Here is a 22,414-nt window from a genome sequence, read left to right as displayed (position 1 = left end):
TAAAAAGATCTAATTGTTTATATGAAGATACTTGTAATTCAACAAAAAATGATTGGTGATGTGCTGATCAGTAGCATTATTTGCAATAATTTGCGTGTTGCCTACCCTAACTCACAAATCGATTATTTGGTCTATTCCTCAACAACTCCCGTTTTAGAAGGCAATTCAAGTATTGACAATATTATTTTGTTTGAAGAAAAACATCGAAAAAGCAAAAAAGAATTATTAAATCTTGGACTTCAGATCAGAAAAGAAAAGTATGATTTATTAATTGATGCGTATTCGAAACTCGAAAGCTGGACATTGGTTTTGTTAAGCAATGCCAAACGAAAAATATCATATAAAAAATCAGGAAGAAACTTTTTATATACTGATAATGTTCCGTTTGAGCCTTTTCCTAAAACGAACTTAGGTTTGGCAATCGAAAGAAGGCTTTCGTTATTAGAACCTTTAGACCTCAAAATTAAAATTGATCCAATTCCGAAATTATTTGTTTCTGAAAAAGAAAATTTGGAAGCTGTTGCTCTTTTTGAAAAACATAATGTTGCAAAAAATCGAAAAACAGTTATGATCAGCCTTTTAGGAAGCGAAAAATTAAAAACATATCCTTTAGAGTTTATGTCTAAAGTGGTAGATTATGTGGCTGATACTGCAGATGTAAATATTCTTTTTAATTATTTTCCGAAACAGTTAGAAGAAGCCAAAACCGTTTTTAATGCCTGCAAACCTTCAACTCAATCAAAAATTTATTTTGATTTATTGGGAGGAGATTTACGTTCTTTTATTGGCCTTATGAATCAATGTAATTTGATTATTGGCAACGATGGCGGTGCAATAAATATGGCAAAAGGGCTTAAAAAACCATCCTTTATCATTTTCTCACCATGGATTGAAAAGAAAATTTGGGCTACTTTTGAAGACGGAATTCACCATCTTTCTGTTCATTTAAAAGATTATCGTCCTGATTTATTTGAGCAAAAAAACGAAAAAATGCTCAAGAAAGAAGCTTTATCATTATACCAAGAATTTAAACCTGAATTTTTTGAAAAAAAAATTAAGTTGTTTCTAACTCAAAACCTAAGCTTTACAGTAAAATGATTTTGACAGAAAAGCAAAGAATGACCGCATTGATTATTACTTATAATGAGGAAGAAAACATCAGAGATGTATTGTATAATTTGGCTTTCGCCGATGAAATAATCATTGTAGATTCTTTTAGCGTAGATAAAACTTACGAGATTGCCTCATCATTTCCTAATGTTAAAGTAGTACAGCGTGCCTTTGATAATTTTGCTTCTCAGCGTAATTTTGCCTTAAGTCTTGCTTCAAATTCATGGATTCTTTTTGTAGATGCTGATGAAAGACTTACTCAGGAACTTCAAAAAGAAATTAGTTTTGTAACCAGCCAAAAAGATTGTGCCTCTGCTTATTTTGTACGCAGAAACTTTATGTTCAAAAATAAAAAACTGCGTTTTAGCGGCTGGCAAACAGATAAAATCATTCGACTTTTTAAGAAAGAAAATGCAATTTATAATGATGAAAAAATTGTTCACGAAAAATTAATTGTAAACGGAAAAATTGGTCAATTAAAAACAAAATTGATCCATTATTCGTATTCTAATTATGAAAATTACAAGCAAAAAATGGTCTTCTACGGAAAATTAAAAGCTCAGGAAGAGCTGTTAAAAAATACCAATCCTAACTTTTTTCATTTTTATATTCGTCCGGCTTATCAATTCTTAAATCAATATTTACTCCGACTTGGAATTTTAGACGGAAAAAAAGGGGTTATAATTTGCTATCTAAATGCTTTGAGTGTTGCTGTGCGTTTTCAGGAGCTTAAAAAAATCAGATGTAGAAACTAAGATTTCCAAAATTTTAATTTCTTTTTCAATCTTTTCTTTCTTGCAAATTCTTCTTGAAAATGAGTAGTTGCCTGCCACATTTTTTCGAAAATTTCAGACTCCGTTTTATCAGTATAATACTTAGCATATTCGTTGCTCATTACTGCAATCATTTCTTTTTTAGGCGTCAAGCGTCTAAAATTATCCATACGCTGTTCAAAGCTCATAGCGTCATGAAAATTCATTCTATTCAAATCTACTAAGAAAAAATCGTATTTATTTTCAGCAGCTTTTTTAATTAAAGTATTTCCTGGCGAATGATCTAAAAACTCCACTCCTTTTTCGTGCAGATCAAAAGAAAATTTGGTAAACTGTCTTAAAATAGTGTCATGATCTGGATAAGTCGGAATTTCTACCAATTCTCTATATGTCAATTCGGTAACTAAATGCTCGCTAGCGTAATAACTATCTTTTAAACCAATAAAATTAAAATTTTCAAGAAACGCAATTGGTTCAGGCGTTCCAATTCCTTTTTCTAACAAAAGTGTAGCATATTCAAATGATCGTCTTGCCTTTGATTTTCTAAAATATTTATAAGCAATTTTGTTTACGATATTCGGAATTTTGAACGATTTGATATTTACCGTTTTTCCATTAAAATCAAACAATTTAATTTTATTACGATCTCCATTACCAAAAAGTTCTCCTGATGTTTGAAAATCATTGATAATCTGTGATATATAATTTTCGTCGGACTTATATTTTTCGTTGATTTTTAAAGGCATAGCGAATATCTGTAATATTTAAAGTTCAAAAATAACTAAATGCATTCATTCTAATAATAAAAACCTTTATTTATTAACTTTTGAATTCTTTCAGACGAAATATTTTATTAAATAATAGAGCATATTCTCTTGCTTCTATTTTAATTAAAGTACTTAGATCATCTTTAAAAAAGGCTTTTGAGTCAATAAAATTATTTTGCAATTATACTATATTTCATCAAACGACCGCTAAAGTCTAACAAATGTATCCATTGCATTTTAGACTTCAGATATTTAATGTATTTTTACCTCAAAAACTACTTTCATGTCCTACACTAGCTGCACATTAGTAACTCCAACATATAATTGGCCAGAAGCCTTAGAATTGTTGCTGTTGAGCATATTAAATCAGACTGTTTTACCTAATGAGGTTATAATTGCTGATGATGGCTCAAGAGATGATACTAAAGAATTAATTAATAGATTTCAAAAAAGATTTCCAGTTCCCTTGATTCATATTTGGCACGAAGACATAAAAAACAGAAAGTCAATTATTATGAACAAAGCAATTGCTGTTGCAAAATATGAATATATTGTAGAGATTGATGGTGATATTATTATGAATAAACACTTTATTGAAGACCATTTAGCTTTTGCTAAAAAAGGACATTATCTTTTTGGTTCACGTGTAAATATTCAAGAAAAATTATTATCTGAATTATTTTCAAAAAAAAATATTTATTTCAATGCATTTTCCAAAGGAATAAAAAAAAGAGGCCGAACAATCCGAATACCATTTTTTATGAATTTTTCAAAAAGTTCTGACAAATTTTCTCAAAAACTCAGAGGTTGTAACATGTCTTTCTGGAAAGATGATTTTATCAAAATTAATGGTTATAACGAAGATTTTACGGGATGGGGAAAGGAAGATTCTGAAATGATTCAAAGATTGCATAACATTGGGATTAAAGGAAAAAGATTGAAATATGCTGGAATTGTTTACCATATTTACCATAAAGAACAATCTAAAAATCGTCTAGAAATTAATACCGAAATTGAAAGACAAACAATCGAAAAGAAACTTACTTTTATAGAAAAAGGAATTAATCAATATTTATGATGTTCGACATAGCCATAATTTTAATCAATTATAATTCAAGTGACCACAGTATCAATTGCATTCGATCTATAATTGAAAAAACTTCAAAAAACATTAATTATCAAATCATTATAACCGACAACTGCTCTAAGCAAGAGGATTATTTGAAACTGAAATTGTTTTGTGAAGAAACAGGTTTAAATAATTTGAAACTTCATAGAAACCGTATTAATACAGGTTTTGGAGCAGGAAACATGTTTGGAGTTCAATTCGCTAATGCTAAATATCTAGCTTTTATTAATAACGATACGTTATTTAAAAATGATTGTTTATTAATTCTTAAAAATGCTTTAGAAAACAACCCTAATATAGGTATTGCGGGTGCTCAGGCCTATAAAGAGAATGGTGATTTTTTAGGTTCGTTAGATCATTTCGCATCTCCAATGAGAGAAATTTTAGGAAGGAATTTTTTAGAAACTATTAATTCAAAAAAATATCCAAATCGAAAAAAAATATACACACAGCCGTTGCAAGTAAATTTTGTCCCAGGAAGTTTTATGTTTCTTAGAGCTAAAGATTTTTATAATGCGGGAGGATTTGATACAAACATTTTTCTCTATTATGAAGAAACTGATTTGTGCATTCGATTAGCAAATAAATCAAAGTTTGCTTATTTAATTCCTGAAGCAGAATTTATACATTTTCACGGAGGCAGTACGGAAAAATCATTGGCAATCAAAAAAGAATTAAAAATTTCGTTACTTTATATAATGCAAAAACATTATGGTTTTTTTGGATATAAAATTGTTTTGTACTTTCTAGTTTTAAAATATTTTTTTAGCAGCATTTTTAAACCTAAAAACTGGTCACTATTTTTTTTAATTTTGACTGGAGCTCCAATATCAAAATCACTTAAAACGAAGCAAATAATTACAGAATAAAAATGAACGAAGAAATAATCAACGCTTACGAAGTTATTAAAGAAGGGGGCATCATTCTTTATCCAACAGATACTGTGTGGGGCATTGGATGTGACGCCACAAATCCCGAAGCTGTTGCCAAAATCTATAAATTAAAACAACGTGCAGAGACACAAAGCATGATAGTTTTGATGAATGGCGAAAAGATGATGTACAATGTGTTTAAAAACATTCCTGAAGTTGCTTGGCAAATCTGGGACTTATCAGACAAACCAACTACTTTAATTCTGGACGATGCCAGAAACGTTGCTCCAAATATTATTGCTGCCGATAAATCTTTGGGAGTTCGATTGGTAAAAGAGCCCTTCTGTTTCAAATTAATGGAGAGAATGAAAAAGCCTTTGGTTTCAACTTCTGCAAATATTTCTGGTCAGCCTACGCCTCTTGCTTTTAAAGACATCAGTCCTGAAATTATAAATGGGGTGGATTATGTTGTTAAATTAAACCAAGATAAAATCAACGGAAAATCTTCTACAATTATCAAATTAACAAACGATTCTCAGGTAAAAGTAATCCGAAAATAAATTTTAGATTGTAGAATTCAGATTGTAGATTATTTTAAAATCTGAATTCTAAAATCTAAAATCTTAAATATTTTTCAAACTCTCTATCAGCCAGTCGATATCTTCTTTTGTATTGTAATGACTGAATGAAATTCTCAGATTAGGCAGTTTTAAATCATCTTCAGAAAGCATTTCTTTTAAAACATGAGAAGGTTTTATACTTCCCGATTGACATGCGCTTCCTCTTGAAACCGCAATTCCTTTCATGTCTAAACTAAAAAGAAGCATCGATGTTTTCTCTGATGAAAAAGGCAAAATTATATTGATGATATTATAGAAATCATCTCTTTTTCCGTTAATTTTAAAATCTGGAAAATGAACTTCTAGCTGGGCAATAAGATATTTTTTCAGATCCAAAATATAAGCTCTTTCTTGTTCTAATTTTTCATAAGAAACAGACAACGCTTTTGCCATTCCTGCAATTTGGTGCACTGCTTCTGTTCCCGCACGAAGACCTTTTTCCTGCTCGCCGCCAAAAAGCAATGGCTGTAAACCTGAATTTTTTCGAACAAATGCAAATCCGATTCCTTTTGGTCCGTGAAATTTATGCGCACTTGCCACAACAAAATCAATTGGGGTTTTTTGAAGATCGATTTCTGTCTTTCCGATAGACTGAACCGTATCAGAATGAAATAACGCATTATACTGCTTGCAAATAAGACTTACTCTATCTAAATCTAATATGGCGCCAGTTTCATTATTAACATGCATTAAACTAACCAATGTCTTTTTTTCGTCAGACAATAAATTAGACAAATGCGTTAAATCTAAACTTCCATCCTGATGTACCTTTACGTAATCGACTTGAATATTATACTCTTCCTCAAGTGCCAAAACAGGATATAAAACTGCATGATGTTCAATTTTAGAAGTAATTATTCTTTCTACCTTTAAATCCTCAACGGCAGAACGCAGAATCCAGTTATCAGCCTCAGTACCGCCAGAAGTAAATATTATTTCTTGAGCCGTACAATTGAAGTGCTTAGCAATACTTTTTCTAGAAAGCTCCAAAATCGTTTTGCCATTTCGCCCAAAACTATGAGTAGACGACGGATTACCAAAATCCTCAACCATTACTTTTGTCATTTCCTGAATTACTTCAGGACGCATTGCTGTTGTTGAGGCATTATCTAGATATACTTTTTTCATTGCTGCAAAGTTAAGAAATATCAATTGTCTAATCTTAAATATCATTTGCCATTTTTTTCACTATTTTTGACCCAAATAAATTTTACGATGAAAAAATATGCTGCTCTTTTATTATTCGCTTTTTTATTGAATGGATGCGATGATGGAGATTTGATAGTAGAAACAATAGATTTCGAAACTGTTACTGAGTCTGCTGCTTGTGACACAACCAATACCTTAATTTATAAATTAAAGGCGCAGGAAGCTCTTTTACTGCAGCTTCCTAATGATAAAATAATCAATGATAACGGAACTTACGAATATCCTATTGATTCAAAAGGTAACGGATTGTATCGTGTAGTATACAGAGCTTTTGACGGAGCTATTACTCAAAACAATATCTGCGGTGCAATTCCGCCAAGCACCCCAAGAGTAACAGAAGAATGGATTGCAACAGATGGTATAATAACGATTCAAACCACACAAATTGAACCTAAAAATACAAACGACGACGGGACAAGAATAACTGGTTACGAGCATAGTATTATAATTAACAACGTAACCTTTGCCAAACCGTCTGGAGACCAGACTCAGGCTAGATATGTCTTTGGAACATACAAAACAGAAGTAACTCCTGCAAGTTTGACTTTCAGAACCAACACAAGCGGGCTGGCATACTCATGTACTAACGTAAAAAGGGTTTATAACTATAATAACTCTTTTTATTTATCAATTGAAGACATCGACCCTGAGTTACTTAAAAATGAAGTTACACCAAGCAATCAGCCAAGAACAAGCTTGATAACTGCAACAATGAATAAAGTTTTTTATAAAACAGCAAAGGCAGATACAGGTGTATTTACAGAAGAAAATATTTGTACCCCTACATCTTCATCACCAGTTGTTGCTCAAAGCTGGACAGGCCAGCTTGGAGTTGCAGGAGAGAAAGGAATTATTGAGGTAAGTACTGCTTTAGTAGGAACTACTTACACTCATACCATTGTTCTTAAAAATGTAATTTTAGAAAGAGGCAACAGCAGTTTTAAACTAGGAAGCAGCTTCCTTCTTGGAAAAATTGAGGTTAATACCGCTAACTAAAAGATCTATTTTTACATAAAATAAAAAAAATAATTCTTACAAAAAACGTCTGTTTTTCGAAACTGATTTCAAGGTAAATCAGAAAGAAAAACAGACGTTTTTTTATGCTCAAAAATGAGCCATTTTAAACACTCAAAATTGAAGTTATTTATTGTTTTGCCTAAAATAAACTTCGGTTGCACCAAGACCATATTTTTGATAATTGGCATCTTGAAAATCAATTCCGTCATATCGGCCTAATAAAAAATCAAGTTCGGCTTTTAAAATTCCTTCGCCCACACCGTGAATAAAAACGATTTTCGGGATGCGGTTTCGAATCGCAAATTCGATATGTCTTTTGGCCGTTTCTGTCTGTAATGTCAAAATATCATAATTAGACATGCCGCGTTTATTAGGAACCAATTTTTCGATATGTAAATCAAATTCTGGAACGCCGACATCGCGCTTTTCTTTCTTTTCTTTGACAAAACTTCTCGGTTTTGGCTCTGTTTTTTCTTTAGAAACTTGTTCTAAATCTATTCTTTTAATAGAATTCATTAAATTACTGGAATCCTGAATTTTAAGCAATTCATTGACAAAAAATGTCATCATAAATCCATCCTCAGTTTCAATTAAAACTTCATTGTTTTTAACCGAAACTACCGTTCCGTTTATGGCTTCGTCAAGTACAGAAACCTTATCTCCTTTTACCAGCATCCTACTCTTCTTTATCGTTATTTTTACTTGGTGTTTTTGCGCTTAGCTGCATCATTCCAAACATGAAAACTACAATTGCAATGATCATGATGTAGATGTTTTTTTCTTCCGAGACCTGTTCGTAAAACGCAACCGAGATCGCAAGAATCATTATTATAATTTTAAAAGCTTTCATTAATTCAAAGTTTAAGATTTCAAAAGTATAAAACTTTCAAGTAGTACTTCTATCCTCTCTAAAACGTTTGTCATATTTTTTCAGTAAAATTGCAAAAAGATCTGCCATGAGTTTAGAGAGATATATGATTCCATGCCTGTTCAAAACCATCTTCGGATTTGACTGTCTGGGCTGTGGTTTTCAACGCTCTTTATTCTTACTTTTTCAGGGCGAATTTTTAGCAGCTTTTAAAATGTATCCGGCCATATTTTCCTGTCTTTTATTTTTCGTTTTTATTACACTTCATTTTTTAGACAAATCTAAAAATTACAAAAAACTGGTTTGGAAAATGGCCGTTGTAAATCTTATTTTTATGATTGGAGGTTATTACTTCAAGCACTTTTATTTTTAGATTTTAGTCCCGAAGCCTCGGGATAGATTTTAGATTTTAGATTTTAGATTTTAGATTTTAGATTTTAGATTTTAAAAAATCGCTGCGCTCTTTTGGAATTTAGATTTTACAAAATTGGAATTTATAAGAACCTTTATTTCTTAATCTGATCCAAAATATCATTCATCATCTCGATTTGTACTTTTTGGATTTCGATTAATTCTTGCTGCTGATGCATTATCAAATGATCGATTTTATCGTGAATCATTCTAATCTCTAACTCCGATTTAAGATTAATCATGTAATCTTTTTTAGCTCGGTTTCTATCTTTTTCTTCTTGACGATTTTGACTCATCATAATCACCGGCGCCTGCAATGCGGCCACGCAGGAAAGAATTAAATTTAAAAGAATAAAAGGATATGGATCAAAACCTTTATTGGAAAGAATATAAACATTAGAGCCAATCCAGATTGCAATAAAAACGACAAAAGAAATAATAAAAGTCCAGCTTCCTCCAAAATCTGCTACTCTGTCTGCCACTCTCTGCCCTAAATTCCTCGTTTCTTCTTCATCTTCGACAATGCTCACAATAGATTTATCTTGCTTTAAGGATGAAATAACGCTATTCTCCATTGCCGACAGCGCTCCTATTTCTGTAGAAAGATAATTAGAAATATATTGCTGGCGGTATACATTTAATTCATTTACGGCAATACAATCGTTATCATTAAAATCAGGAAATTCTTTTTTGATTAACCCCAGAATAGGATCATGAATTGATTTCCCGTAAATCTTTTCATTTTCGCTAAATGAAAGCCCAGAAATTGCACTTTTAAATGTTTTATTGTTTTTCATTTTGATATATTTTGAAAGCTAATTTACGCAATTAACTTCGTAAGAAATGCATAAAAAAGAAGCGTTTAGAATTCGTTTTTTATCACAAATACAAGTTTCTACACAAAATTTCTTTAGTTAAATCGTGACTTTATTTCCAAAAAACACCTTACTTTTAACGTTCCAAAATTATTCATTCATTTTTACCATTGTGACAAAAGACACTATCATACAAAATATAAAGGCTTTAAAGAGCCATTCGCACATAAACTACGGTATTAAAACCAAAACAGAAGACTTTACAGAAAAGCTTTTTTACACACTTTTTGATTCCAATGCAGCTTTAGACGAAAGCATTGATGAATTAGAAAAATGCTTTAAGGAAATCGCTGTTTTAGCCTGCAAAAAACCAGAAAACTTATGCGAATCGATCTGGGATAAGTTTTTAGAAAAACTTCCTAGTGTTTTAGAAAAACTCAACCAAGATGCTGCCTATATTTTAGAAAACGATCCTGCTTCAAACAGTATTGATGAAGTTTATTTAGCATATCCTGGTTTTTATGCTATCGCAATTTATAGATTAAGCCATGAATTATATCTCTTAGACCTATTACTATTTTCGCGATTAATGAGCGAATACGCCCATAGGATTACTGGAACAGATATTCATGCAGGAGCCGATATTGCTTCTCCATTTTTCATTGACCATGCAACTGGAATTGTAATTGGAGAAACAACCGTAATTAAAAAGAATGTCAAAATATATCAGGGTGTAACGCTGGGTGCATTAAGCGTAAGCAAAGAAATGAAAAATGCCAAAAGACACCCAACAGTTGAAGCAAATGTTTGTATTTATGCGAATGCCACTATTTTGGGCGGAGGCACAATTATTGGCAAAAACAGTGTTATTGGAGGAAATTCATGGGTAACAAAATCGATCCCTGAAGATTCCATCGTATTAAACACCACCACAACAGAAGTTAAAATAAAAGAAAAAAAATAATGGGTCCACAGAAATTATTAAACCTAATTGGAAATACTCCTTTGATGGAAACCGTCAATTTGGTTAAAAATAAAAATGTAAAACTTTTACTGAAGCTGGAAGGAAATAATCCTGGCGGAAGCGTAAAAGATAGAGCGGCATACAACATGATTGCTGCAGCTTTAGAAAGAGGTGATATAAAAAAAGGAGATAAATTAATTGAAGCAACCAGCGGAAATACTGGAATTGCACTAGCAATGATTGCTCAATTATTTGGCATAGAAATCGAATTGGTTTTACCTGAAGATTCTACCAAAGAACGTACACAAACAATGCGTGCTTATGGCGCCACAGTTATTTTAACTCCTGCAAGCGAAGGAATTATTGGATCTCGCGATTATGCAGACAAAAAAGTAGCACAAGGCGGTTATTTAATGTTAAATCAGTTTGCCAATGATGACAACTGGAAAGCGCATTACAAAACAACCGGTCCTGAAATATGGAATGATACCGAAGGAACTGTCACCCATTTTGTTTCGGCAATGGGAACGACTGGAACTATTATTGGAACTTCGACTTATTTAAAAGAAAAGAATCCAAATGTGCAGATTATTGGTGCTCAGCCAAGCGACGGTTCTCAAATTCCAGGAATTCGTAAATGGCCTGAAGAATATCTTCCGAAGATTTTTGATGCCTCTAAAGTAGATACTGTTATTGATGTGAGCGAAGAAGATGCACGTGAAATGACCAAAAGATTAGCGCTGGAAGAAGGTGTTTTTGCAGGAATGAGCAGCGGAGGTTCTGTTGCCGTTGCCCTAAAAATAGCAGAACAGTTGGAATCTGGAGTTATCGTGGCCGTTATATGCGATAGAGGCGATCGTTATTTGTCATCGGATTTATTTGATTAAAAAAGGGCCAAAGGTTCAGAGGAACAAAGGGACAAAGCCTCTAAACTTTCCCTAAAAAAACCTTTGCCACTTTGCCCCTCTGAACCTTTGTAACTAAAAAAAAAATGAACTACAGAAAACTAGGTAAAACAAACTTTAATATATCAGAAATCTCTCTTGGCACTTGGCAGGTTGGAGGAAAATGGGGATCGGGTTTTGATGACAAAACTGCCGAAGAACTTTTGAATACTGCAATCGACAATGGTATCAATTTTATTGACACGGCTGATGTTTATGAAAACGGATTAAGTGAAACTGCTCTGGGCAGAGTGGTTCGTTCTCGATCTGAAAGAATTTATGTTGCCACAAAATGCGGACGCCAGATAAATCCGCACGTGAATGAAGGATATACTCCAAAAGTGCTTCAAAAATTTGTAGAAGACAGTTTGAAAAGAACGGGATTAGAAACGCTTGACTTAATTCAGCTTCACTGTCCACCTACCGAAGTTTATTACCGGCCCGAAATTTTTGAGCTTTTCGACCGATTAAAAGAACAAGGAAAAATACTTAACCTTGGCGTAAGCGTAGAAAAAGTTGAAGAAGCCTTAAAAGCAATTGAATATGATAATGTAACTACGGTTCAGATTATTTTTAATTTGTTCCGCCAGCGTCCATCAGAATTATTTTTCTCGGAAGCAAAAAAGAAAGATATTGGCATAATTGCACGAGTTCCTTTAGCAAGCGGACTTTTAACTGGAAAATTTGATTTAAAAACAACTTTTGACTCACAGGATCACCGTAATTTTAACCGCAACGGAGAGGCATTTGATAAAGGAGAAACTTTCTCTGGAATTGATTACGGATTAGGTCTAAAAGCAGTTGAGGCTTTAAAAGAATTATTTCCAAAAACACCGAACCTCGCTCCTATTGCTTTGCAGTGGATTTTGAGTTTTAATGAAATCAGCTGTATTATTCCAGGTGCATCAAAAGTCGATCATGTTTTATCTAATTTATCCGTTTATGATACTCCGAAATTAACTTCGGAACAAATTTCAGAAATGAATAAAATATATAATAAATATATTAAACCGTCTGTTCATCAGCTTTGGTAATTTCATTAAAAACTAAAAGGTAATTAAGACGCAAATCTTAATTACCTTTTTTTATATATCAAACTCAATTCTAAATTCAGCTCCTTTATTTTTTCCATCACTCGATGCTGTCAACCGGCCTTTATTGCGTTCTATAATTTTTTTGCACAAATACAAACCAATTCCTGTAGAACCTTCGCTGGCAGTTCCCAGTCTGCTCATTTTGGTAAACTTTTTAAATAATTCTTCTATTTGATTTTTATCAAAACCAATTCCTGAATCTTGTACTGTTAAAATCAATTTTGAATCCTCTGAAAAAATTCTGACTTTAACTTCACTGTCAAAATAGGAGAATTTCACCGCATTGCTGATTAAATTCACTAAAACCTGAATCAGGAGACCTTCGTCTATTTTAAGTTTTGCTTCAACACATTCTAAAACCAAATTCAACTTTATATTTTTATCAAAGAGACGCTGTTCAACCTGCTGATTGATAAAAGGGAGGATATTAGGAAATAGTACTGTTTTTACATCTGAACTTACTTTTACAACTTCATCTTGCTCTTTTAGCAGTTTAATAAAATTATTAATATATCTAAATTGAAGATCTGTCGATTCACAAATTAGCTCTGCGAGATTTTTTACCGAATCAGAAGTATCCTCGCTTATAATTAATTTGGCAAGTCCCTGCGGATTTCCAGCAAAATTCTTCAGATCATGTGAAAGCATATAAACCAAATCCTGCTTTTCATTTATAAAATTTTCAGCTTCGTAAATAGATTCCTGAATATTACGCATAAGCAGTCCTGCTTCATCTGTATATTCGGTTGGCAAAACAGATAATTTTCTTGAATTTCGGTAATCGTCTAATGCTTTTGAAGCCGTTGCAATAGGTTTAATAAGTCTGTTTAAAACCAAAAGAGTTATTGCCGTGGCCAGCAGAGTCATTATTAAAGAGAAAACCAGAACTGAAGTTGGCGAAATACTGTACTTAAAATACAATACAAAAAACAATATTCCGATTAACGGAATATGAATTCCTATAAAAGCAACAAATAAGAATTTGAAAGCATAACTATTTTTCAGAAAGCTGATTTGCGAGAGTTTATGATACAACTTCATAAAAAGTGATAATATTGTAGGTTAAAATTCTAAATTTTAATGGGAATATTAGGCAGACAAAATTAAGTTTTAAAGCTTAGCAAACTAATTTTTTGAATAATTTATAAAATATTTTTAAAATAAAATTTGTAAAAGTTTTCAAAGGCTTATTTTTGCGCTATGGGAAGAAAAAATACAGACAAAGTTGTCTTTCATCAAATTCAAGTTCTTGATGCTGGAGCAAAGGGAGTTTCGGTAGCCAAAGCGCCTGACGGAAAAGTAATCTTTATTCCGAATGTGGTACCTGGAGATGTGGTTGACGTGCAGACATTTAAAAAAAGAAAGGCTTACTACGAAGGAAAAGCCGTAAAATTTCATGAATTATCTGATTACAGAGTAGATCCAATCTGCGAGCATTTTGGAGTATGCGGCGGATGCAAATGGCAGAATATGAAATACAGCCAGCAGATTGCATTCAAACAAAATGAAGTTAAAAATCACTTACAAAGAATAGGGAAAATTGAACTTCCGGAATTTGAAACTATATTAGGTTCTGAAAAACAATTTTTCTATAGAAATAAAATGGAATTTTCTTTTTCTAACAGCCGCTGGCTGACAGAAAAAGAAATTGAAAGCACAGAAGATTTAGGAAATAGAAATGCTTTAGGATTTCATATCCCGAAAATGTGGGACAAAATTCTTGACATTAATAAATGTTATTTACAAGAAGATCCGTCGAATGCGATTCGTAACGAAATTCGTGCTTTTGCCAATGAGCATAATTTAGCTTTTTTTAATCCGAGAGAACATTCTGGATTACTAAGAACTGTAATGATTCGTACTGTTTCAACAGGAGAAATTATGGTTTTAATTCAGTTCTTTGAAGAAGACAAAGCTAACAGAGAATTACTTTTAGACCATTTATACGAGAAATTTCCTCAAATTACATCGCTACAATATGTAGTAAACGGAAAACCAAACGATACAATTTACGATCAGGATGTTGTTCTATATAAAGGAAGAAATTATATTCTGGAAGAAATGGAAGGTTTAAAATTTAGTATCAATGCTAAATCTTTCTACCAAACTAATTCAGATCAGGCTTACGAATTGTATAAAATTACTCGTGATTTTGCTGATCTTACCGGAAATGAAACCGTATACGATTTATATACAGGAACAGGAACTATTGCTCAATTTGTTTCTAAAAAAGCAAAAAAAGTAATTGGTGTAGAAAGTGTTCCCGAAGCAATCCTTGACGCAAAAGCGAACGCCGAACGCAATAATATTAGCAATTGCGAGTTTTTTGTTGGAGACATGAAAGTAGTCTTTAATGAAGCTTTTATAGCGCAGCATGGAAAACCTGATGTAATTATCACAGATCCTCCTCGCGACGGAATGCACAAAGATGTAGTAGAACAAATCTTAAAAATTGCTCCGAAAAGAGTCGTTTATGTAAGCTGTAATTCTGCAACTCAGGCTCGTGACTTGGCTTTAATGGATGAAAAATACAAAGTTACGCGTGTTAGACCTGTAGATATGTTTCCGCAGACACATCACGTTGAAAATGTTGTACTTTTAGAACTTCGATAGAAATATACATGAAAAAAATAATCTCTTTTGTACTTCTCTTTACTTTTGGCTTATCCAGCTGTGAGAAAGATGATATCTGCGATGCCAATACGCCAACTACACCAAGATTGGTAATTACATTTTATGATAGTTCCAACCCAACAAGAACCAGAAATGTCAGTAATTTAAAAGTTATTGGAGAAGGCATGGAAGAGGGAATTGTTTTCAACGAAAATGCTGCTGACGATGACGAGACAAGATACTTAACAAGCGGGTCGACAGTATCAATTCCTTTAAAAGTTAATGATAGTACGGTTACCTATAAGTTTATTTATAACGCAGCCAGCACCAACCTTAATACAGATGTATTAACTATTAACTATACAAGTCAAAATGTATATGTATCTAGAGCTTGCGGGTTTAAAACTACTTTTGATTTAAAACCAGATGTTCCATTTACACGTACAGATCCAGATGGAGATTCTGTATGGATGACTGATGTACAATTAAAAAACCCTAACATTGAATCTGAAAATGAAACACACATTGAAGTTTATTTCTAGTCTTTTTTTGTTCTTTTCAGTGTTTTTAGGCCATGCTCAAGATACACCTGAGATATCACCCAATAAAAAAGATACTCTTACAAAACCTAAAACGGAAGTTAGCAAACCAGCAATCAAAGAAGTTGAGGTTAAGACAGACAGCGTAATCAAAACAGATCGTTACGGTCTTCGCGTAGGTGTAGATTTGTATAAACTTACACGAGGTCTTTATGATAAGGATTATAAAGGAATTGAATTTGTTGGAGACTGGAGATTAACAAAAAAATACTATCTGGCAGCAGAATTGGGTTATGAAAATAAAACAACAGATGACGACCGATTAAATTCATCGGCTTCTGGGACTTACATTAAAGCTGGCTTTGATTATAATTTTTATGAAAACTGGCTTGACATGGAAAACTTAATCACAATTGGTCTTCGTGGTGGTTTTAGTTCTTTCAGTCAAGATTTAAACAGCTATAAAATCTACAATCCTAATCCGTATTGGGGAGAACTTCCTCCTGTAGATGTAAATCAAAAATACAGTGGTCTTTCTGCAAGCTGGCTTGAAGTTGCCATGGGATTAAAAGCAAAGGTTTTTGACAATGTTTTTGTTGGTTTTGGAGTACAGCTAAAACTCTTGGCAACGAATAAAAAGCCAAGCGGTTTTGACAATCTTTATATCCCAGGTTTCAACAGAACTTACGATGGAAGTTTTGGAGTTGGATTCAACTATACCGTTTCTTACTTTATTCCGATTTATAAGAAAAAAGTAACATTACCAGAAATTAAAGAAATTCCTAAAAAATAGGATGAGGTTCTGAGGTTCTGAGGTTCTATACAATATAAAAAAGCCGTCAATTTTTAAATTGACGGCTTTTTTAATAATCTTAGCTAAGAACCTTAGTTTCTTAGCATCTTAGAACCTCAGAACCTTAGCATCTTAAAACCTACCCTATTTCTTTAATTCCTTTTATAAAAAGCCATTTCATAAAAAGCTTTTCACCATCTTTTGTTTTAACGGCCTGAAATTTAGGTCCCACAATAGTTCCTATCACAAAAGCAGTCAGCGGAATCCAAATTCCAGTTAAACCGGTATAAGCCGCAATCAAAAATCGAAAAGCAAGAAATAGGATTGCAAAACATCCTAACTGATATAAAAAAGCTCTTAATTGTAGTTTTGTCATTTTTTTTGAATTGCTAAGATTCTGAGGTTAAGATGCTAAGTTTTCTTTAACAAATTAAATACTCAGAAGCTTAATGTTTTTTTATTTATAAATATCGTCCAGTTCAAATTCTTAGCTCCTTAGAACCTAAGTAACTTATAATCTTAAATTTGAAATTTCGCTCTCTTACTTCCTTCGTACATTTCGTATTTAACCAAACGTGCTTCTAGGCTCGCATTGAAAAGTTTAATTTTTCTTGAAGGCTTTAGTCCAACAAATTTTAAAGCTTCTAAGTTCGCCGTAATAAACCATGCATTCGTTCCTGGATAATTTTTCTTTAATGTATCACCAATACTGCTGTAGAATCTTTCCATTTGAATATCTAAACGCTCATCGTAAGGCGGATTGAAAACGATATGCAGTTTTCCTTCTGTTTCTTTTTCCGTATCAAAAAAGTTATCCTCGCGAATAGTTACATAATCTTCTAGATTGGCATTTCTAATATTATCCTTAGCTTTGCTTACCGCACTTGGCGCTTTATCGTAACCTTTAATAGTATAATGAAATTCTTTTGTTTTTTTCATCAAACTATTTATAATTTGATCGAACAAATCATTATCCCAATCTTTCCATTTTTCAAAAGCAAATTCTTTTCTGTTGATATTTGCAGGAATATTGCACGCAATCATTGCAGCTTCTGCCAAAAATGTTCCAGAGCCGCACATTGGGTCTAAAAAGTGGCTTTGGCCTTCCCAGCCTGATAATAACAAAATTCCAGCCGCTAAAACCTCATTGATAGGAGCAATATTAGTGGCTGTTCTATAACCACGCTGATGCAGTGAATTTCCAGAAGTATCCAAAGCAACAGAAACCTGATCTTTATCGATATGAATATTAATTCTTAAATCTGGATATTGTTTATCTATACTAGGACGCTGTCCCGTTCTTTCTCTAAACTGATCTACAATTGCATCTTTACATTTTTGTGAAACAAACTCAGAATGGTTAAAATATGTAGAATGCACCGTCGCATCAATAACAAAAGTCTGATTAGCATTTAATAATTTCGACCAGTTTACGCCCGAAATTCCTTTATACAATGCCTGCTCATTATTAGCTCTAAAAGAGTAAATTGGTTTCAAGACTTTAAGAGCAGTACGCAGAGATAAATTGGCTTTGTACATAAAACCTTTGTCTCCCTTAAAACTCACCATTCTCACTCCTTTTTCAACATCCTGAGCTCCAAGTGTGCGTAATTCTTGTTCTAATATTTCTTCAAAGCCAAAAAAACACTTGGCAATCATTTTAAAATTTTCTTCCATCTTATCTTTTAAATTAAAAAAACTAAAATTTAAAAAAGATGCATTACAGAGCATCTCTATATAATGCAACAATGTATCGTTGCTAAATAGTTATTTTTCGGCAAAAATACACTAAATTTGCGGGACTTTGAATTAATTGAAATAGAATAAATGTCTGAAAAGCATAACGCATCAAACCCAAATCAAGAAGATGACAACCAAAATTGGTATTCTTCATGGTTTGACACTCCTTATTATCACATTCTTTATAAGGACCGCAACTATCGTGAAGCTCAAATTTTCATGGACAATTTAACGCATTACTTAAACTTGCCCGAAAATGCCAATGTACTTGACTTAGCATGCGGAAAAGGCCGTCATTCTATTTACTTAAATCAGTTAGGTTATAATGTTTTAGGCGCAGATTTGTCTGAAAACAGCATTGCCGAAGCCAGTAAAAACAGTAACGAAACACTTCATTTTAAGGTGCATGATATGCGTGAGCCTTTTGAAGAAAAATTTGATGCTATTTTTAATTTGTTTACAAGCTTTGGTTATTTTGAAAATGACGATGACAACCTGACTACACTAAAAGCCATAAAAGAGAGTTTGTCAGAATATGGTTTTGCTGTAATCGATTTTATGAATGTAACCCAGGTAATTGAAACTTTGGTTCCTGAAGAAGTGAAAACAGTTGACGAAATTGATTTCCATATAAAAAGATATGTGGAAGACGGACATATTTTTAAAGAAATTGATTTTGAAGACCAAGGCAGAAAATATCACTTTACCGAAAAAGTAAAGGCGCTGACATTAAAAGATTTTCAGGATTTAATGGATGAAGCTGGCATTTACCTTTTGGATATTTTTGGAGATTATAAACTCAAAAAATTCCACAAAACCGAAAGCGAAAGATTAATCATGATTTTTAAATAGCTTTTGTTTGTAAATCGTTTTTTGATTAACCGTTAAATCGATTAAACATATGCAACGATTAAAAAGCTAAAACGATAAAATGAATCAACGATTAGACAAATACGAATGAACTATCTACTACCCTTATTTTCTGTACTTTTAGGATATAGTGTGGCTTTGTTTATTAAACCAAAAAACAAAACCAATCTAAAATTACTGCTGGCTTTCAGCGGTTCTTTTTTATTGTCATTAACCGTGATGCATCTGCTGCCAGAAGTATACAGCACTCATAATCATAAAATTGGGGTATTTATAATGGTTGGGATTTTGTTTCAAATCATTCTTGAGTTTTTCTCCAAAGGTGCAGAACACGGTCACGTACACGGACATGCAAAAATGTCGCAGATTCCGTGGCTTTTGTTTATCAGTTTATGCATTCATGCTTTTTTAGAAGGTTTTCCCGTAAGTCATCATCACGATTTGGCGCTCGGAATTGCTATTCACCACTTACCTATTGCCGTTATTTTAACCACATTTTTCATTAATGCCGATTTAAACAAAAAAGCCATTTTTGCTTTTATGCTTACTTTCGCCATTATGACACCGCTTGGAACTGTGGCTTCCGAATATTTACCAATTTTAAGTAATTATTACACCGAAATTACAGCCATCGTAATTGGAATTTTATTCCATATTTCATCAACAATTATTTTTGAAAGCAGCGAAGGACATAAATTTAATATCGCCAAAGTTTCGATGATTGTTCTCGGAATTTTATTAGCATTCTTTTTGTAAATTAGATAATGTGTCCATTAGACAATGAGATAATTTTCTAATTGACACATTATCTAATTATCTAATTTAATTTCCCGTTCTCTTTTTCTCATCCTGATTTCCAAAAGCTCTTTCTTTTACATTTATCTTTTTGTTTCCAAAATTGTAAACGAGAGATAAACGAACAAATCTGTTGCTTTCTTTTTGGTCATAAACCTGTTTCACGCCATTTACAACCGACGTAAAATCTTTTAAGTAAGAAGTATTAAAAATATCATTTGCTAAAAGTGCAATCTGCATTGTTTTATTAAACAAATCTTGTTTAAAACCAATATCAAAACTCGACGCATATCCTACTTCATAAAGACCGCTTTTAAAAGGCGAACTATAACTAAAATCAATTTGCAATTTTGTTGTTTTACCTAAAATAAAAGTATTATTGGTAGAGAATTCAACCTGTAAACTATTGGAAGGCGCTGCATTTATATCTTTTATAAATTCTGTTTTCGCTCCTAAAAAGTATAGCGAATTTTCACTTGACCACCAATCTGTAAAACCAGCCGAGTAACTTTCTCCAATACCATAATTCAGGTTTTTAAAATAGTTTTCGCGCGTTACAATCTGCGTATTTGTTTCTGGATTTGATGTAAATAAAACACCATAACCGTTCGTTACCAAATTTACAAAAACAGTAGTTCTTAAAATTTCCTTATAAGAATGCGCAATCTCAAAATTATCACTAAAAGAAGGACTTAAAAACGGATTCCCTTCAGAATAACTGTTACTATTAATGTAAATACGAAAAGGATTCAATAAATCAAAACGGGGTCTGTTGATTCTTTTTCCGTAATTCAAACTAAAAGTATTGTTTTCATTTTTCGTGTAAGAAGCATAAAATGTTGGAAAAAACTTCAAATAATTATTAGCCGTTTCCTGATTTAGAGTTTCAGAAATTCCGTTTGTCTGTGTGTTTTCTAATCGTAATCCCAGTTGAAAATTCCATTTTTCTCCAAATTTTTTATCTGCATTGACATACAACGCCTGATTATTTTCAGTGTATTTAAATCGGTTTGACTGTGACGGGTCTAATTCTGAAGTTCCCGAAATTGTATTGTAATACAACACATCGCTGATACTGTTTGTAAAACTCATTTTTGCACCATAAGAGAGATTGAGGGTTTCAAATGGATGTTCTATATCGGCCTTAAAACTCCAGTTATCAATATCTTGATTCGATATATTTCTTCCTGACTGATTAACAGCAAGAAATGTCATATCTGCAGTATAATTATTAGCTGTAAAATTTCTATCGAACTCAGAATTATAATCAAAATAATCCACATCAAAGGATAACTTTCTTTTTAAAGAATCTAATTTGGTAATCAAATGCACATTATAAGTTTGATTTCTAGAACCTTTATCAGTAAAACTGTTGTTTAACGTCACATTAGCCAACTGGTTTTGAATAGTATAATTATCAATTCTAATATCCGATTTAAAGTCAGGATTGTTTCGGTCGTTTAGATATTGAAAACCAATTGTTGTAAGCTCGGAAAGATCATAATCCAAAGCTAGCTTACCCGAAAGATTTTCCGATTTTACTTTTGTTGTACTGTACATATGAGAAAGTCCGTCAGGAAAATACATTTTTAAATCATCAGTAGCGTTTAAATAACCCGTTTTTGCATTAACGCTGGCTGAAAATCTAAACTTATTTTTGTTATAAAAGAAATTATCTCTTACAGTATAAATTCCGAATTTATTCTGATCGTAAGAAGCTGTAATTGTGTTTTTCCAAGAATCTCTCATTCCTTTTTTCATAATAATATTAATCAATCCGCCAGTTCCTTCTGCATCATATTTTGCCGGCGGATTACTGATGATTTCAATGTTTTTAATATCAGCTGCTGAAATAGATTTCAGAAAATTATTCAATTCTTCGCCTGCCAATTCAATTATCCTTCCGTCTATCATCACGCGAGAAGTCCCTTTTCCTAATATTGTAATCATATCATTTTTTACCACAACTCCCGGCGCCGTATTAATGGCGCTTAAGGCATCACCCCCAACCGTTGTAACATTATTTTCGAGATTGTAAACCAAACGATCTGTTTTCTGTTCCACCGTTTTCTTTTTTGACTGAATGACAACTTCTACTAAATTAGAAGCGCTTTCTTTCAAAATAATAATTCCTAAATCTGAATCTTTTTCGATGGCAATTTCTTTTTCATAATCTTCAAATCCTAAAAGACTGATTCCAATTTTATAAGAACCTTTTTTAAGATTAATTTCAAAAGAACCATCTTGCTTAGAAGTGGTTCCATTGATAATTTTACCTTCAGAATCGGCTATCGAAACATCTGCCCATTCTAACGGAGTTGTTTCATTTGCTATTTTTCCTTTTAATTTTAATGTTGATTGTGCTAAACAAAATAAAGGCAATACTAAAAAGATAAGGAGGTTTGCTTTTTTCATGATTTCTAATTTTAAACTTGTTTCGATTAATTTGAAGCAAAGTTGCCTTAGAAATT

At 32.4% G+C, this 22,414-nt stretch carries 24 protein-coding genes; 15 read left to right on the top strand and 9 right to left on the bottom strand.

The features are described from left to right. Positions 1–21 precede the first annotated feature (21 nt). Both HYN86_RS11735 and HYN86_RS11730 read left to right on the top strand, forming a co-directional pair. Positions 22–1,098, top strand: a complete 1,077-nt coding sequence (locus tag HYN86_RS11735) for a glycosyltransferase family 9 protein (protein ID WP_230406356.1) — start codon at positions 22–24, stop codon at positions 1,096–1,098. Next, the gene (locus tag HYN86_RS11730) at positions 1,095–1,865 is read left to right on the top strand and encodes a glycosyltransferase family 2 protein (RefSeq protein WP_113678195.1); all 771 of its coding nucleotides are present in this window, start codon (positions 1,095–1,097) and stop codon (positions 1,863–1,865) included. Before HYN86_RS11735 ends, HYN86_RS11730 begins: the two co-directional genes overlap by 4 nt. Here HYN86_RS11730 and HYN86_RS11725 read toward each other — a convergent pair. Further along, positions 1,862–2,629 carry a Kdo domain containing protein gene (locus HYN86_RS11725; RefSeq protein ID WP_113678194.1) on the bottom strand — a complete coding sequence of 256 codons (768 nt, stop codon included), beginning with the start codon at positions 2,627–2,629 and terminating at the stop codon, positions 1,862–1,864. The genes HYN86_RS11730 and HYN86_RS11725 overlap by 4 nt on opposite strands. A 304-nt stretch (positions 2,630–2,933) precedes the next feature. Between HYN86_RS11725 and HYN86_RS11720 the strand changes: the two genes are divergently transcribed. Genes HYN86_RS11720 through HYN86_RS11710 form a run of 3 tightly spaced genes read left to right on the top strand, consistent with a single transcriptional unit; the run spans position 2,934 to position 5,211 of the window. After that, on the top strand, positions 2,934–3,728 hold the full coding sequence (locus HYN86_RS11720) for a glycosyltransferase family 2 protein (RefSeq protein WP_113678193.1): 795 nt from the start codon (positions 2,934–2,936) through the stop codon (positions 3,726–3,728). Continuing rightward, the gene (locus HYN86_RS11715) at positions 3,725–4,648 is read left to right on the top strand and encodes a glycosyltransferase family 2 protein (protein WP_317048537.1); all 924 of its coding nucleotides are present in this window, start codon (positions 3,725–3,727) and stop codon (positions 4,646–4,648) included. Before HYN86_RS11720 ends, HYN86_RS11715 begins: the two co-directional genes overlap by 4 nt. Positions 4,649–4,650: 2 nt before the next feature. Beyond that, a complete protein-coding gene (locus HYN86_RS11710) occupies positions 4,651–5,211 on the top strand; it encodes an L-threonylcarbamoyladenylate synthase (RefSeq protein WP_162789358.1) in 561 nt (186 codons plus the stop codon). Between the two features lie 63 nt (positions 5,212–5,274). Here the strand turns inward: HYN86_RS11710 and HYN86_RS11705 are convergent, their stop codons facing one another. After that, complete coding sequence (locus HYN86_RS11705; protein WP_113678190.1) at positions 5,275–6,399, bottom strand: cysteine desulfurase family protein; 1,125 nt, start codon at positions 6,397–6,399, stop codon at positions 5,275–5,277. 87 nt (positions 6,400–6,486) lie between these two features. On the opposite strand from HYN86_RS11705, the gene HYN86_RS11700 reads away from it, so the two are divergent. Continuing rightward, entirely contained in the window at positions 6,487–7,476 is a 990-nt protein-coding gene (locus HYN86_RS11700) for a hypothetical protein (protein ID WP_113678189.1), read from the top strand. A gap of 144 nt (positions 7,477–7,620) precedes the next feature. Here HYN86_RS11700 and HYN86_RS11695 read toward each other — a convergent pair whose 3' ends face one another. Together HYN86_RS11695 and HYN86_RS21065 are read right to left on the bottom strand one after the other, a co-directional pair. Next, positions 7,621–8,172, bottom strand: coding sequence for a Smr/MutS family protein (locus tag HYN86_RS11695; protein WP_095953279.1), 552 nt, complete (start codon positions 8,170–8,172; stop codon positions 7,621–7,623). Position 8,173: 1 nt separating this feature from the next. Continuing rightward, positions 8,174–8,347, bottom strand: a complete 174-nt coding sequence (locus tag HYN86_RS21065) for a hypothetical protein (protein WP_172426676.1) — start codon at positions 8,345–8,347, stop codon at positions 8,174–8,176. A gap of 106 nt (positions 8,348–8,453) precedes the next feature. Here HYN86_RS21065 and HYN86_RS11690 point away from each other — a divergent pair, with 106 nt between their 5' ends. Continuing rightward, positions 8,454–8,738: a DUF2752 domain-containing protein gene (locus HYN86_RS11690; protein WP_113678188.1), complete on the top strand. Its 285-nt coding sequence runs from the start codon at positions 8,454–8,456 to the stop codon at positions 8,736–8,738. Positions 8,739–8,871: 133 nt separating this feature from the next. Here the strand turns inward: HYN86_RS11690 and HYN86_RS11685 are convergent, their stop codons facing one another. Continuing rightward, a complete protein-coding gene (locus HYN86_RS11685; RefSeq protein WP_113678187.1) occupies positions 8,872–9,573 on the bottom strand; it encodes a DUF1003 domain-containing protein in 702 nt (233 codons plus the stop codon). Between the two features lie 190 nt (positions 9,574–9,763). Between HYN86_RS11685 and epsC the strand changes: the two genes are divergently transcribed. The 3 genes from epsC (at position 9,764) to HYN86_RS11670 (ending at position 12,533) form a co-directional block, all read left to right on the top strand. Continuing rightward, on the top strand, positions 9,764–10,555 hold the full coding sequence (gene epsC, locus HYN86_RS11680) for a serine O-acetyltransferase EpsC (RefSeq protein ID WP_113679925.1): 792 nt from the start codon (positions 9,764–9,766) through the stop codon (positions 10,553–10,555). Continuing rightward, the gene (cysM, locus tag HYN86_RS11675; protein WP_113678186.1) at positions 10,555–11,442 is read left to right on the top strand and encodes a cysteine synthase CysM; all 888 of its coding nucleotides are present in this window, start codon (positions 10,555–10,557) and stop codon (positions 11,440–11,442) included. The genes epsC and cysM overlap by 1 nt, the downstream gene beginning before the upstream one ends. A gap of 104 nt (positions 11,443–11,546) precedes the next feature. Continuing rightward, positions 11,547–12,533 (top strand): aldo/keto reductase, encoded by a 987-nt coding sequence (locus tag HYN86_RS11670; protein WP_113678185.1) that lies wholly within the window; start codon positions 11,547–11,549, stop codon positions 12,531–12,533. A gap of 51 nt (positions 12,534–12,584) precedes the next feature. Here HYN86_RS11670 and HYN86_RS11665 read toward each other — a convergent pair whose 3' ends face one another. Beyond that, complete coding sequence (locus tag HYN86_RS11665) at positions 12,585–13,634, bottom strand: sensor histidine kinase (RefSeq protein ID WP_113678184.1); 1,050 nt, start codon at positions 13,632–13,634, stop codon at positions 12,585–12,587. Positions 13,635–13,793: 159 nt separating this feature from the next. Here HYN86_RS11665 and rlmD point away from each other — a divergent pair, with 159 nt between their 5' ends. From rlmD to HYN86_RS11650, 3 genes are read left to right on the top strand one after another with little or no spacing between them, the layout of a single operon-like run. Continuing rightward, positions 13,794–15,206: a 23S rRNA (uracil(1939)-C(5))-methyltransferase RlmD gene (rlmD, locus tag HYN86_RS11660; RefSeq protein WP_113678183.1), complete on the top strand. Its 1,413-nt coding sequence runs from the start codon at positions 13,794–13,796 to the stop codon at positions 15,204–15,206. Positions 15,207–15,214: 8 nt separating this feature from the next. Then, on the top strand, positions 15,215–15,748 hold the full coding sequence (locus tag HYN86_RS11655) for a DUF6452 family protein (RefSeq protein WP_113678182.1): 534 nt from the start codon (positions 15,215–15,217) through the stop codon (positions 15,746–15,748). Beyond that, positions 15,720–16,538 carry a DUF6048 family protein gene (locus tag HYN86_RS11650; protein WP_113678181.1) on the top strand — a complete coding sequence of 273 codons (819 nt, stop codon included), beginning with the start codon at positions 15,720–15,722 and terminating at the stop codon, positions 16,536–16,538. The genes HYN86_RS11655 and HYN86_RS11650 overlap by 29 nt, the downstream gene beginning before the upstream one ends. 139 nt (positions 16,539–16,677) lie before the next feature. On the opposite strand, the gene HYN86_RS11645 is transcribed toward HYN86_RS11650, so the two are convergent. Together HYN86_RS11645 and HYN86_RS11640 are read right to left on the bottom strand one after the other, a co-directional pair. After that, a complete protein-coding gene (locus HYN86_RS11645) occupies positions 16,678–16,914 on the bottom strand; it encodes a hypothetical protein (RefSeq protein ID WP_113678180.1) in 237 nt (78 codons plus the stop codon). A 143-nt stretch (positions 16,915–17,057) separates the two neighbouring features. Then, the gene (locus HYN86_RS11640; protein ID WP_113679924.1) at positions 17,058–18,215 is read right to left on the bottom strand and encodes a THUMP domain-containing class I SAM-dependent RNA methyltransferase; all 1,158 of its coding nucleotides are present in this window, start codon (positions 18,213–18,215) and stop codon (positions 17,058–17,060) included. A gap of 150 nt (positions 18,216–18,365) precedes the next feature. On the opposite strand from HYN86_RS11640, the gene HYN86_RS11635 reads away from it, so the two are divergent. Together HYN86_RS11635 and HYN86_RS11630 are read left to right on the top strand one after the other, a co-directional pair. After that, positions 18,366–19,130 (top strand): class I SAM-dependent methyltransferase, encoded by a 765-nt coding sequence (locus HYN86_RS11635; RefSeq protein ID WP_113678179.1) that lies wholly within the window; start codon positions 18,366–18,368, stop codon positions 19,128–19,130. Positions 19,131–19,235: 105 nt separating this feature from the next. Then, on the top strand, positions 19,236–19,904 hold the full coding sequence (locus HYN86_RS11630) for a ZIP family metal transporter (RefSeq protein WP_113678178.1): 669 nt from the start codon (positions 19,236–19,238) through the stop codon (positions 19,902–19,904). A 66-nt stretch (positions 19,905–19,970) separates the two neighbouring features. On the opposite strand, the gene HYN86_RS11625 is transcribed toward HYN86_RS11630, so the two are convergent. Beyond that, positions 19,971–22,358, bottom strand: coding sequence for an outer membrane beta-barrel family protein (locus tag HYN86_RS11625; RefSeq protein ID WP_113678177.1), 2,388 nt, complete (start codon positions 22,356–22,358; stop codon positions 19,971–19,973). Between the last annotated feature and the right edge of the window lie 56 nt (positions 22,359–22,414).

It is taken from the genome of Flavobacterium fluviale (assembly GCF_003312915.1).
Classification (GTDB): domain Bacteria; phylum Bacteroidota; class Bacteroidia; order Flavobacteriales; family Flavobacteriaceae; genus Flavobacterium; species Flavobacterium fluviale.
Note: the sequence above shows the minus strand (reverse complement) of the source record. Positions and strands in the feature narration are given on the sequence as shown.